General features: G+C 39.3%; 17 protein-coding genes and 7 pseudogenes. 22 read left to right on the top strand and 2 right to left on the bottom strand.

Annotated elements, in window-relative coordinates:
• The first annotated feature begins 14 nt into the window (after positions 1–14).
• The 7 genes and pseudogenes from MRY16398_RS17240 (at position 15) to MRY16398_RS17210 (ending at position 3,612) form a co-directional block, all read left to right on the top strand.
• Positions 15–413 carry a hypothetical protein gene (locus MRY16398_RS17240; RefSeq protein ID WP_125124889.1) on the top strand — a complete coding sequence of 133 codons (399 nt, stop codon included), beginning with the start codon at positions 15–17 and terminating at the stop codon, positions 411–413.
• Positions 398–868, top strand: coding sequence for an Imm26 family immunity protein (locus MRY16398_RS17235; RefSeq protein WP_107224767.1), 471 nt, complete (start codon positions 398–400; stop codon positions 866–868). The genes MRY16398_RS17240 and MRY16398_RS17235 overlap by 16 nt, the downstream gene beginning before the upstream one ends.
• 229 nt (positions 869–1,097) lie before the next feature.
• Positions 1,098–1,213 (top strand): annotated as a pseudogene (locus MRY16398_RS31440) (RHS repeat-associated core domain-containing protein); the annotation flags it as partial.
• A gap of 95 nt (positions 1,214–1,308) precedes the next feature.
• Positions 1,309–1,602, top strand: coding sequence for a hypothetical protein (locus MRY16398_RS17225; protein ID WP_108701509.1), 294 nt, complete (start codon positions 1,309–1,311; stop codon positions 1,600–1,602).
• A gap of 14 nt (positions 1,603–1,616) precedes the next feature.
• Positions 1,617–2,231 (top strand): hypothetical protein, encoded by a 615-nt coding sequence (locus MRY16398_RS17220; RefSeq protein ID WP_125124888.1) that lies wholly within the window; start codon positions 1,617–1,619, stop codon positions 2,229–2,231.
• Between the two features lie 92 nt (positions 2,232–2,323).
• Positions 2,324–3,406: pseudogene (locus MRY16398_RS30980) on the top strand (RHS repeat domain-containing protein); the annotation flags it as partial.
• An 8-nt stretch (positions 3,407–3,414) separates the two neighbouring features.
• Positions 3,415–3,612, top strand: coding sequence for a hypothetical protein (locus tag MRY16398_RS17210; protein ID WP_024143327.1), 198 nt, complete (start codon positions 3,415–3,417; stop codon positions 3,610–3,612).
• Positions 3,613–3,656: 44 nt separating this feature from the next.
• On the opposite strand, the gene MRY16398_RS17205 is transcribed toward MRY16398_RS17210, so the two are convergent.
• Positions 3,657–3,953 (bottom strand): SymE family type I addiction module toxin, encoded by a 297-nt coding sequence (locus MRY16398_RS17205; protein WP_232034430.1) that lies wholly within the window; start codon positions 3,951–3,953, stop codon positions 3,657–3,659.
• A 111-nt stretch (positions 3,954–4,064) separates the two neighbouring features.
• Between MRY16398_RS17205 and MRY16398_RS17200 the strand changes: the two are divergent.
• The 11 genes and pseudogenes from MRY16398_RS17200 to MRY16398_RS17155 form a co-directional block, all read left to right on the top strand.
• Positions 4,065–4,538: pseudogene (locus MRY16398_RS17200) on the top strand (RHS repeat-associated core domain-containing protein); the annotation flags it as partial.
• Positions 4,539–4,542: 4 nt separating this feature from the next.
• Positions 4,543–4,980: a hypothetical protein gene (locus MRY16398_RS17195; RefSeq protein WP_110294807.1), complete on the top strand. Its 438-nt coding sequence runs from the start codon at positions 4,543–4,545 to the stop codon at positions 4,978–4,980.
• Between the two features lie 5 nt (positions 4,981–4,985).
• On the top strand, positions 4,986–5,297 hold the full coding sequence (locus MRY16398_RS31300; RefSeq protein WP_125124886.1) for a TNT domain-containing protein: 312 nt from the start codon (positions 4,986–4,988) through the stop codon (positions 5,295–5,297).
• Positions 5,298–5,304: 7 nt separating this feature from the next.
• Positions 5,305–5,676 (top strand): hypothetical protein, encoded by a 372-nt coding sequence (locus MRY16398_RS17185; protein ID WP_110294809.1) that lies wholly within the window; start codon positions 5,305–5,307, stop codon positions 5,674–5,676.
• Between the two features lie 54 nt (positions 5,677–5,730).
• Positions 5,731–6,433: pseudogene (locus tag MRY16398_RS17180) on the top strand (RHS repeat-associated core domain-containing protein); the annotation flags it as partial.
• A 15-nt stretch (positions 6,434–6,448) separates the two neighbouring features.
• Entirely contained in the window at positions 6,449–7,054 is a 606-nt protein-coding gene (locus MRY16398_RS17175; protein ID WP_125124885.1) for a hypothetical protein, read from the top strand.
• A gap of 814 nt (positions 7,055–7,868) precedes the next feature.
• Positions 7,869–8,198: a hypothetical protein gene (locus MRY16398_RS17170; RefSeq protein ID WP_125124884.1), complete on the top strand. Its 330-nt coding sequence runs from the start codon at positions 7,869–7,871 to the stop codon at positions 8,196–8,198.
• A 217-nt stretch (positions 8,199–8,415) separates the two neighbouring features.
• Positions 8,416–8,679, top strand: coding sequence for a hypothetical protein (locus MRY16398_RS17165; protein ID WP_108701513.1), 264 nt, complete (start codon positions 8,416–8,418; stop codon positions 8,677–8,679).
• A 269-nt stretch (positions 8,680–8,948) separates the two neighbouring features.
• Positions 8,949–9,229 (top strand): annotated as a pseudogene (locus MRY16398_RS31435) (RHS repeat-associated core domain-containing protein); the annotation flags it as partial.
• Complete coding sequence (locus MRY16398_RS30975; protein ID WP_232034345.1) at positions 9,213–9,428, top strand: ribonuclease domain-containing protein; 216 nt, start codon at positions 9,213–9,215, stop codon at positions 9,426–9,428. The pseudogene MRY16398_RS31435 and the gene MRY16398_RS30975, both read left to right, overlap by 17 nt.
• A complete protein-coding gene (locus MRY16398_RS17155; RefSeq protein WP_125124883.1) occupies positions 9,428–9,760 on the top strand; it encodes a barstar family protein in 333 nt (110 codons plus the stop codon). Before MRY16398_RS30975 ends, MRY16398_RS17155 begins: the two co-directional genes overlap by 1 nt.
• A gap of 74 nt (positions 9,761–9,834) precedes the next feature.
• On the opposite strand, the pseudogene MRY16398_RS30805 reads toward MRY16398_RS17155, so the two are convergent.
• Positions 9,835–10,154: pseudogene (locus MRY16398_RS30805) on the bottom strand (SymE family type I addiction module toxin).
• Positions 10,155–10,253: 99 nt separating this feature from the next.
• Between MRY16398_RS30805 and MRY16398_RS17145 the strand changes: the two are divergent.
• The 4 genes and pseudogenes from MRY16398_RS17145 to MRY16398_RS17130 all read left to right on the top strand — a co-directional run.
• A pseudogene (locus MRY16398_RS17145) lies at positions 10,254–10,337 on the top strand (RHS repeat-associated core domain-containing protein); the annotation flags it as partial.
• A 266-nt stretch (positions 10,338–10,603) separates the two neighbouring features.
• The gene (locus MRY16398_RS17140; RefSeq protein WP_125124882.1) at positions 10,604–10,972 is read left to right on the top strand and encodes a hypothetical protein; all 369 of its coding nucleotides are present in this window, start codon (positions 10,604–10,606) and stop codon (positions 10,970–10,972) included.
• Positions 10,973–11,188: 216 nt separating this feature from the next.
• Entirely contained in the window at positions 11,189–11,566 is a 378-nt protein-coding gene (locus tag MRY16398_RS17135; protein ID WP_125124881.1) for an AHH domain-containing protein, read from the top strand.
• On the top strand, positions 11,566–12,225 hold the full coding sequence (locus MRY16398_RS17130) for an Imm43 family immunity protein (protein WP_125124880.1): 660 nt from the start codon (positions 11,566–11,568) through the stop codon (positions 12,223–12,225). Before MRY16398_RS17135 ends, MRY16398_RS17130 begins: the two co-directional genes overlap by 1 nt.
• Position 12,226: the final 1 nt, after the last annotated feature.

The raw sequence follows: 12,226 nt of genomic DNA, 5'->3' as shown, positions 1-12,226 counted from the left end.
TTGTGGGGATCACCATGGGGTTAACGGCCTGTGGTGCCGGAAGCGCTAAACAGTCCGCGAGAAATATGTCTTTCGTGGACTGGATTAAAGCGAAAGCAAAAGGTGGGAATAATACCCATGTGTATATGGGGTATAAAGATGGTAAACCCGTGTATGTGGGTATAAGTAAGGATGTGGATATTCGTGCTGGACAACATGGTGATAGATTCGATAAATTAGTTCGAATTACCGAAGAACCACTGAATCGAGGGCATGCTCGGAGTATAGAACAGGCAATTATTCATAATAATCCACACTTTGAAAATTCCATCAATAGTATTAGCCCGACGAGGAAGTTATATTCAGATGCTGTTTCGTGGGGCGAAAATTGGCTTAATAACAACGGAGTTACTATAAAATGGCCGACAAGTTAACTGTAATGTCAGGAAATAAAAAGCAAAAAAAATGGCCAGAGGCAGGTGATGTTTTTTATTTTCAATTGAGCGATGGTCGGTTTGGTTATGGCATGGTCGCTTTAGGGAAAATAGATGTCGGCCCATTTAAGAATGCTATTGTCATATATATATATGATAATTTCACATCATCTCTCGGTGAAGATATTGTATTGAATAAAGAAAGATTGTTATTGCCGCCAATTATTACTGATGCTTCATGCTGGAAGAATGGATATTTTGTAACATTAAAAAATATAGATCCAAATAGTATGGATATCTATCCTGAACATTATTTCAAAAACCCGATAAGAAATAAGATTTATGATCATCATGGTACAGTAACTAACTTGTTAATTGATGGAATACCCGTAGGTGAAGAGTCAATTCAATTCCATAGAAGTATTATAAAGTCTATAGAGTATGTATTAAATTAACACGAAAAGCTGGGACAGATTTTGAATCTTCCCGGCTTTTTATTATTTAACCCTCAAGCAAAACACTAAACTCCTCGCTCAGTTCTTGTATCTTGCTGTTATCCTCCGGGGGATAGTACATTTCTCAGAAACTACTATGATGACGGTCCACCCGGTCTCAAGTCCTGCCGCTTCTGGCCAGTTTGTTTGAGAAGCTGGCTGTGGCTGAATGAATAACCGACGGGGGCTCCGTTATTACGACCCGTATAGTGTCAGGTTTACACAGCAGGACCCGGGCTGGCAGGGGGGATAAACCTATACCGGTATGCGCCGAATGCGTTGAGTTGGGTGGATCCCTGGGGGTTATTATGTAAGTCCGCATATAGCGGAAGACGAGGCGTAATTAAAGCTAAGGCAGATTTGAAAAAAATGGTTTTACTGTAATTACTGAAGAAGTCACAATGAAAGTGAATGGTAAGAGGATAAGAGCTGATATTGTGGCGAAAGATGCAAATGGTAATTATCATGTCTTTGAAGTAAAAAATGGTAAAGGTAGGTTGACGAGGGGGCAGAAAGGTTCAGGTGTATACGATAAAGGGGCTGCGAATACGAATGATGGTTTAGGTGGTGGTGGAATCAGTCCATCAAAAGGCACTAAAGAGCAATTTGAAGTCTCTACAAATGGGCCTAATGGTATACCTGTAGATGGAAAGGTAAATATTGTCGATGCAACGTTCTGGCTTCTCCGATATTAAAATAAAGGTAACCCATGTCATTGAAAGAGTTAAGATATGAATTTGAGAGTCGACTTGATTTTTATCTGAAAAGTATGTTTGATGGACAAGAAGGCGTTAAGCTTGGGAAAAATAAGGTCACAATAAAAAAGGGTAAATCTACTGCTCATATTGATTTTGTTTTTCTTAATAATTTACATGCTTATGGAGCTATAATTGTAGTTAAATCACCGACTTTAAAATCAGAACTCGATACATTTCATCCACCATACAAATCAAATTTACCGAATGATGAATATATTTACCGTATGTCTACAATGGGTGAAAAAGATGGTTGTCCATTATTGCCATCGACAGAAGATGGGATTGAAAAAACCTGTAGATTATTACTTGATAGATTAAAAAACGCTCAGCTTCCGGCTGTTTTTAATTTATTGGATGTGAATGAAGATTTGGTGGGGGATATAATTAGCCATCCTAAATATTATTCATATCCATTCTTACTCATATTGCTAGCAATTAAGAGAAATAATATATCTAAAAATGATATAGATGGTGATATATTATTCAGCGAAAAAACATTAGGGTTTAATAGTGATAAGGATATTAAATTGGAATTTAATAAAAAAATCTTTCAACAATATTTATAATAAAAGCCGGATAAGAAATTAAAATTTTCAACTTGAATGTACGAACGAAATTCATAGCCCTGACCCGATAGAGTCGGAAAGGAGGATAAACCATTCGCTGGCGTTACGACATTCACGGCCGCACCGTGTAGAAGAATAAGGGTCAGACGCGCTGGCATTATCGTTACGACGGCGAGCACCGCTTAACCGATGTGGTGGCTGTCCCGAGGGATCGCAACAAACCACAAACGCAGGTCAGTTTCCGCTATGACCCGCTCGGCCGGCGTATCAGCAAAACACGCCAGCAGACGCAGGGGGGCAGGCCGGTAGGAAAGCAGGTGACGACGCGTTTCCTGTGGGAAGGTTTTCGCCTGTTGCAGGAAATTCACGACGATGTGCCCCTGACTTATGTCTATAGCGACGCGGAAAGTTATGAACCGCTGGCGCGTATCGATGGCACGAAGGATCCGGATATCTTCTGGTTCCACTGTCAGCCAAACGGTACGCCGGAACGGATGACGGACCGTGAAGGACATATCCGCTGGGAAGGGCAGAACAGCGCGTGGGGTAAACTGTTGCACGAGTCGATACCGCAGGAGACGGGCTATGCGCAGAACCTGCGTATGCAGGGGCAATACCTGGATCGTGAGACCGGGTTGCACTACAATTTGTTCCGTTATTACGACCCGGATAGCGCCAGGTTTACCCAGCAGGACCCGATAGGGCTGGCGGGGGGGATAAACCTGTATGCTTATGCTCCAAATCCCCTCACATGGATCGATCCATTAGGTCTTGCTAGATGTGAGGCTGGAGTTGCTTCAGGCAAAGGCAGCAACATAAATGGAAAATGGTTAAAGGGCTCTCATGGCAATGCTGGCTTATTCCCATCCTCTGTTGCTGATAAATTACGAGGGCGTCAATTTAAATCTTTTGACGATTTCAGAGAGAGTTTCTGGAAAGAAGTAGCTAATGATACTCATCTTTCTCGACAATTTAGCCCTTCTAATATTTCCAGAATGAAAGGCGGTAAAGCTCCAATAGCACATAATTCTCAGTGGAATGGGAAAAATAGATCTTATGTTCTTCATCACAGAACGCCGATCCAACATGGTGGTGGTGTTTATGATGTTGATAATATATTAATTGTTACTCCACGATATCATCTTGATATACTAGATCGCACTTACCATTTTTGAGTATTCATATGAAAAGACAAGAGCTTATAGAGTTAATTGAAAAAATTCAGCGTAGCGAAGGCACTGAAGAAGAAGCTGATGATGATATTGACTTACTTTGTAGAAGTGTTGCAGATCCTCAGGCTGTTAATTATATCTTTCAAGAGGATCTTAGTGCTGAAGAAATAGCTGATAGGATAATGAATTACAAACCTATCCAGTTATAAACGCAATCCGGGAAGATATTTTTATCTTCCCGGATATTTATTATTTAACTCTCGTTCAGTACACTAAACATCCCGTCCTTAATTCCCTTAACCACCTGTTTAGCCTGGTAAAGCTGCTCACGCAGTTCCTGCACTTCGTTATTGTCAGCGATGATGGTCAGGCACCCCTCCAAAATCTTCACCGTCACGCCGCGTCCGATCTCAAATCCCGCCTCTTTTAACCAGTCGCCTTTGAGGGTCAGGCTGGGGTGGGATGAATAGTAGGTTTTAGTAATATTCCGGCGGTTTTCGTGGCGGACTCTGACATAGCTGACTTTGTAGCGGCGCTGTGTTTTGGAAATGGTGACTTCTGGCTTAAAATAGCCTAGTGCAGATAAGGGACTATCAGGGTGTGGTGGTAGCGTGTCTGTATGATGCAGGTGTTTTTAGCATGTTACGGTGAAAACTGGCGGTACGATTGGCGCAGGGGAAAGAACTGTTCCGATGACCCGATAGGGCTAAAAGGTGGATTAAACTTATATGCTTATGCACCGAATCCGTTAAGTTGGATTGATCCGCTAGGTCTAACAGGTGAGTGGGTCAATCCAAATGATATCAATTTTTCGCAGAGAACAATTTCATCTAATGATTATGCTGAAATTATGAGAAATGGTCAGTGGGACTGGAATAGATCTCCATTAAATGTAATTAATGTTAACGGTCAATTAGTTACTTATGACAACAGGCGATTAGATGCAGCCTTAGAGGCAGGTTTGGACAAGGTCAAAGTTACTATAGTTGACCCTAACTCACCTCATCCCGATTCATTTACTGGAAAAACATGGTGGCAAAAACTCCAGCAAAGATTCAGAGATCGCCGAAATATTAAAGCCGGCGGAGTTGTCCCAGATGAAGGTTTAAGTACACGTCCTAGGAAATGTGGATAGTCAAATGAAAAACATTATATCTGAATTATGGAATCAGGAACTTCTTCCAATAAAAGATGCCCTTTACCTCTCCGATGGAAGAGCTTTTTCTTATAAAATTGCATCCTACCCTACTCCAAGAGTAGAGAAAGGTGAATCATTTGACTTTGTTGATTTTTATAATAAAAACAAAGATGAAGTTACATCCATTGATACGATAATGAATATCAAATTATCTAATGGTTGTTACTGCTGTGTTGGTGAGGGTAGCTACGGCTCAGAGGGATTTATTGCATGTTTAGACAAAAATAAGGTATTGAAATGGGTTATTTATTCAGAAACATCAAACCCATTTTTTAATATTTATGAGTATGAAGATGATACTATATTGGCAGAATCAACTGCTAACGTAAAAATAAAAGTTAACGTAAATAACCCAACGAATTTGGATTTAATGAAATAATTAATATGGCCGAGAAAAACTTTCGGCCACAACACTTAACCTTATTCAGCACACTACTAAACCAGAACTTCGTTCATTCCCTTAACCGCCTGTTTAGCCTGATAAAGCTGCTCGCGCAGTTCTTGTATTTTGAGAGGCGTACATTACCATTGGATACGCTGAATAAACTATGTAAAGTCTATGAAGTTCTCGCCCCTATCCATGCTGATGCTGGGCCAGCAATACCCTGGGTTAACCAACCAGGTAAGGGAACACTGTTCGAGCTTTCTAAATCTATTAGTCAGCTTCATGCAGAAGGTAAGATAAGAGAGATATGAGGTTGAAATGACTAGGGAGTTTTATAATTTTAAACCAAAGAAAAATTTATATGATGGAGCGGAGGATGGATTTTATAAATTTAACATGGAAGTAATCATTCCCAAAATTGGTAAACATATTATATTTAATAATATAATGGCGAGGCCTATATGGGAATTTGATTCAGTCTTCCAAAAACAAATTTCCGATGAAATTAGCGGTGTTAAAACAATTATTTATGAAAATGATAATATGCCTTCATATAAATATATGAACTTAGATGTGTATGTATATAGTGATAACGTTGATGGTTGTGCTGTAAATATTATTGTCGCGGCAGGTGAAAGCCAACCATCCAGGTTTAAAATAATATTATTAGGCTATGCGATCGAAAAATAATTCGTCAAAGAAAAGTATCCATTTTTTGTATCTATAAAAATGGTTGGGTAAATGTTAGAGGATCCGGATATCTTCTGGTTCCACTGTCAGCCAAACGGTACGCCGGAACGGATGACGGACCGTGAAGGGTATATCCGCTGGGAAGGGCAGAACAGCGCGTGGGGTAAACTGCTGCACGAGTCGATACCGCAGGAGAGGGACTATGCGCAGAACCTGCGTATGCAGGGGCAATACCTGGATCGTGAGACCGGGTTGCACTACAATTTGTTCCGTTATTACGACCCGGATAGCGCCAGGTTTACCCGGCAGGACCCGATAGGGCTGGCGGGGGGGGATAAACCTTTATCAGTATGCGCCGAATGCGTTGAGCTGGGTGGAACCGTTAGGATTAAGTTGTTCCAGCGATGCTAAGGCTCTTAGGGCAAATACGGTTGCTGCTGGTAAAGTAGAGCCTAATTTCAAAAACTCTGCGCACCATATTATTATGTCAAATTCTACTGATTCACGAATGGTTGCTCTTCAAAACAAAATGAAAACTCTGGGTATAGATATCAATACTGCTGAAAATGGAATATTTTTGCCTTCAAATAGTAAAGTTCAACTTCCTTCTGGAAATACTTTACCTAATCATGAAATTATCCATACAAACGCTTATAAGCAGAAAGTTTTTGATCTTTTAAAGTCAATAAATAATAGTGGCGACCTCTTGAATGAATTGAATAAAATAAATTCAGAAATGGCTGGTGGTATATTATAAATTTTAGGAGGCATTATGTATGAATTAACAGAGCTTGAGAAAAGATATGTTGAAGTAAGCTCAGATTGTGAGAAGTACTTGTCTAAATATATATCTTGTTTATCGTCAGATCTGAATGGTACTGTAATAAGCAAAGGTGCTTTGTATAACCTGCGACCTTATGAGATGGAGCGGGCTGGTTTTAAAAAAGGCAGAAAACTTAATAAATTACCATCCGCCATAAAGAATACACATGTTTACTATTTTGATAAACTAGATCGTATAATATTGACTGAAATATATGGGCAGTCTGAAAATATAATTAACAGAGAGTGCTGCATATATGGTGACAACTCTTTGGAACGTTTGTACTTTACAAGTGCAGGAACATTAAGAAATATATCTGTATCTTTTTTTGAAGAATCAATAGTCAAAAAAGATATAAATTGGGGAGCATATGGATGTTGTACATCTGACTATGTATATAATGGCTCTATTTTAGAAAAAATAACTGTGCGACAGAAAGAGCATAAGAATCCTTCATTTTCAGAGTTTGATGTTATCTTTAAATATAAAAATGATGAACTGGAAAGTATTACAAATGTTTTCCCTAACGGTTATCAAGAACAGCGATTTCCATAGCCATAAATAAAATAAGCCGTGAAGTGGATATCAAATCTTCCCGGTTTTTTATTATTTAATTTCCGTTAAATCCACTAAACCAGTATATCCTTAATCCCCTCTTTAGCCAGATAAAGCTGCTCGCGCAGTTTTTGTATTTTGCTGTTATCCTCCAAGGGATAGTACGTTTCTCAGAAACTACTATGATGACGGTCCACCCGGTCTCAAGTCCTGCCGCTTTTGGCCAGTTGTTTGAGAAGCTGGCTGTGGCTGAATGAATAACCGACGGGGACTCTGTTATTACGACCCGGATAGCGCCAGGTATATCCAGCAGGACCCGGCAGGGCTGGCGGGGGATAAACCTTTACCGGTATGCGCCGGATGCGCCTAATCCGCTTAGTTGGATCGAACCGCTGGGGTTAAGTTGTTCTTTTGACAGTAAATCAAATCGTTAGCGAAATTATGAGACTGGACGTTTTACTAAACGACCAAACGATCCTTCTGAATTAGTAAATAATGGTAGAATTAATAAAACCGATATTGATGCCTGGGCAAGTCAAGGCGGTATTCCTAATACATGGGGACATGATCCAGTAAAATTCCCTGGAGGTGGATTCAAATATGATGCAGGTAGTTATACCGTACATGGTCGTGGCGCTAATCCATTAGCGGCAGCCAAATTCCCTAACTCCAATGCTGCAAATGGCCCAACAGTAAGTATGAAAAATACTTCGACTGGAGAGGTCTTTAGAACTGATGGTACATTGGGAACGTTCAAATTAGATCCAATGGTGCCCATATCCCTCTTGATGGTTCATCTTATTAAGATATTAATATGAAATTACGAGAAATAAAGGATAAAGTCTCATCTCTTCCTACGGTAATGGATATATCGGATGAGCTATTGATAATTAGTTTTTTAATGACCGTTGAATCAGATGACTTAATCGAAAACAAAGATGTTTTTAAATGCATAATAAGGTCATTAGAGTTGTCCTATACTGATTATGGTTTTATGGAGTTGACAGAGGAAAATGAGAGTATATTTATTGGGTTTTATTATTGGTTGAAAAAAATAGATAATAAATTTAATTTGGGATTAAGTGAAAATACTATAGATAATTTTAGTTTGACTGTTGAAGATATTAAAAAACTGATGCCATAAGTAACCAAAGCAGTTATGCTGATGCTGTACCTCATGTTCATATTGAAACAGTCCCAACATCCAGTGTTTCTAATGGGAATTATCGCCCACGAGACGTGACTGGCAGACATACAGCCACTGGTGGGATTTCTGACCGAGGAACTAATCCGAATCATAACGCTGATGTTCACATTCCAATGGCTCCGGGACGCTTCCCGTATAATTAATGTGAGGTTTTATGGATATCCGACATCAATATAATGAAGCTTTAAATAAGTTAGAAGAACATGTTAATGATGGGTTGAGAGATTTAATAAACATATATTGTGTGGCTATTGATTCGTTTGAAAATGACATTGTTGATTCTATCGCTTTATACGTGATTGATATGGGTAATAAAGACACTTGTCGATATCTAGAAGAGATATTATCAGTAAAAGAAGATCCTTATTTAGTAAAAGAATTTAATGAGTGGATAAAAGAAATTAAGAAAAAAAATTAAAATAAAAATCCGGGCAAGGAACTAAATCTTTCCGACTTTTTATATTATCGTTCAGTCCACTAAACAAGCACGTCCTTAATCCCCTTAACTACCTATTTAGCTTGATAAAGCTGCTCGCGCAGTTCTTGTATCTTGCTGTTATCCTCCAGGGGATAGTACCTTTCTCAGAAACTACTATGATGACGGTCCACCCGGTCTCAAGTCCTGCCGCTTTTGGCCAGTGTGTTTGAGAAGCTGGCTGTGGCTGAATGAATAACCGACGGGGACTCCGTTATTACGACCCGGATAGCGCCAGGTTTACCCAGCAGGACCCGATAGGGCTGGCGGGGGGGTTAATCTTTATCAGTATGCGCCTAATACGCTGGGGTGGATCGATCCTCTTGGTCTTAAATGTTCTCATTCAGCAAAGAATCCGAAGGAATTCCACGCAGCTATAAATGATAAGTGGGGTCATAAAATGACACCCGCTGATATGAGAGAAGTACAAAAGACAATTGACAATATTAAATTAAATAGACCTGCTTATTCTCGGGATGGCATACCATATTGAGAATAATTTTAAGATATCACCTGATAGTCAACGCCTTAATACTGGAAGTTGCCCCTATAGAGAATGGACTGTAAAAACCCCTGGTGTTGGAAACCGAGGGGCCTGGCGCATTGTTGTTGATACAAAAACAGGTCAAGCATACTATAGTCATGATCATTACAACTCGTTCATAGAGATAGATCTTGGAGGATGGAAGTAATGAAAATAATTACTTTATCTATTGATTTTAAAGAAATAAATAATGCTGCTGGATTTCATGATAAATTTAAGCAGCTGTTTGGTTTTCCTGATTTTTATGGTAACAATTTTCATGCGTTTATTGATTGCCTTACCAGCTTGAGAATCCCGGAAGAAGGAATGACATCTATAAATATAAAGCAGAATGAATATATATTACTTGAAGTTAATAATATCAATCAGTTGCCTGATAATCTTAAACACGATTTTCTCTTGTCAATACAAGAAGTAAATAGTAGAAGTATTTTATTTGGTGAGAAGGCCTCTATATTATTACTGCTTTGTAAGTCTTAAAAGTAACAACAAAAAAACCGGGTAGAAAATTAAATCTTCCCGGCTTTTTTATTATTTAATCCCTAGTCAATCCACTAAATAAGCACGTCTTTAATTCCCTTAACCACCTGTTCAGCCTGGTAAAGTAGTTCCCTCAACTCCTGCACCTCGTTACCCTTTGCCATCAGCACAATACATCCCTCCGAGATCCTGACCGTCACGCCCCGCCCTGTCTCAAATCCCGCCTCTTTTAACCAGTTGCCCTTGAGGGTCAGGCTGGGGTGGGATGAATAGTAGGTTTGGTAATGTTCCGTCGGTTTTCGTGGCGGACTCTGACATCGCTGGCTTTGTAGCGACGCTGTGTCTTGGAAAGGGTGACTTCTGGCTTAGAATAGCTCGGTGCAGATAAGGGAATATCAGGGTGTGGCGGTAGCGTGTCTGTAGGATGCAGGCCTTTTTAGCATGTTACGGTGAAAACTGACGGTACGATTGGCGCAGGGGAAAGAACTGTTCCGATGACCCGATAGGGCTGGCGGGGGGGATAAACCTTTATCAGTATGCGCCGAATCCTCTGTCATGGACCGACCCGCTTGGTCTTTAATGTGGTTTAGCCAAACAAGGCGAAGATTTATATGTTGGTACATATGGTCAGGTACGAGGAGGCAACCTTAGATCTGGTCTTAATCCAACACATACTCCTCATCATGCAGTTCCAAATGCTGCCAGCCGCTACAACATATTGTAGAGGCATTACTATTAACTTACGGAAAGATCTTCATGAGTTAATTCGTCCGAATAAAAAGTTATGGAAAAGGCTGGAGACTTAAAGATGAAGCGTTACAATTTTTGCTAGAACATCAGCCAATGCCATCGGAACAACTCCTGACACAGGAGCTTATTAATAAATATGATGATGTTAGGAAATATTTTATTGAAAATCCTGCTAAAGAGGCTATACCGCTATTTATGCAATCATATGGAGATGGGGATGGTAGGGGAGTATATCAATTAGTTGAGGATGTTTTTTATGAATGTGATATTAACGATGTTGTAATATCTATTTCAAATATACTTGAAAACCCTCTTACAGCTAAAGGCGTCAGATATTGGGTAACTCAACTTGCAGCTTCATATCCTGATAAAAGGCTAATTCACGGATTGAATATATCATTAGCATCAGAAGATGGTGATATCTCTGAGGCAGCAATAATTGCTTTAGATATTATTAAATAAAAATAAGCCGGGGAAATATTGTACCTTTCCGACTTTTTATTATTTATTCCCGTTCAGCTCACTAAACCAGTACATACTTAATCTCCTTAACTACCTGTTTACCCAGTAGTACCCGATAGGGCTGGCGGGGAGATAAACCGTTATGCGTATGCGCCGAATGCGTTAAGTTGGGTAGGTCCATGGGGGTTATCTAATAGTGGTATATTAGATAAAGTTATGGCTGGTAAAGTCGGAGACCGACCATCTGCCCACCATGTCATATCCGTTGAGGTGTGGAAAGAGAAAAAATCATTCTTCAATAATATTGGTATTGGAAAAGATATGAACTCTGCATTTAATGGTATTCATGTTCCAGGTAGCGCATCAGCGATGAAACAAGATGCAGGGAAAGGTATGGATGTTTTCCACAGCAGTAATCATCATAATTATAGTGACATTGTCCGTCAGCGCATTGCTCGTGTTGAACAACAATATAATTCCGGAAGATTGGATGCCAAAGGGGCGGGAATAGCTATAAGGCGGATCCAAATTGACATGAAAAATAAAATTTGGATGGGACATGCTCCCACAACAAAATGCAGGAGAATGAATTAATGTGCTATTATGTGATAATGAATGATTTTAAATCAACACTTATGCCAAGAAACTTACAAGGCATTGTTGATGAGAAATTAAAAATCGATGTAAATTGGGAAGTAAAAGGTTCTGATTTTTCGTTTCCTTATAGAATCAAAGATAATGCATGCCCAGAACATATTTTTTTGTTATGCAATAAAGATGTTGGGGCTTTAAAATTTGATTATTATAAAAAAGACTTTGGGCATTTGATTGACAAGTCTCTGTTTTCAATTTTTGAAAACTATAATCACAATGTTTTTTTTGATAGAGATATAACACCAGTATCGATTGGAAATGGCCAGATTCTTCGTGATGATTTCAAATATGTATACTTTTCGGGCGATAATGTTATAGATGAAGAAAAATCTATTCTTGAAGAAGATAAGTTCGGGGATATCATACCTTTTAAAATTGAATTTAAGGATGATGCACTGGCATATGATATCCTCTCGTTCAGCGACACACTACTAGGCGGCTTTATTATTATTAAGCAAGAGGTTAAAGAAGCAATTGAAAAAAAAAGGTTCCGGGGTTTGAAATTTGTGCGACTGGAAAATGCTTTAGACGTGTTCTGTGAGGATTATTTCTACGAGATAGATTCCAATCGTAAGAGAAAGCGTAATAAATTACCTTAAT

The organism is Phytobacter sp. MRY16-398 (genome assembly GCF_003925915.1).
Taxonomy (GTDB): Bacteria; Pseudomonadota; Gammaproteobacteria; order Enterobacterales; family Enterobacteriaceae; genus Phytobacter; species Phytobacter diazotrophicus.
Note: the sequence above shows the minus strand (reverse complement) of the source record. Positions and strands in the feature narration are given on the sequence as shown.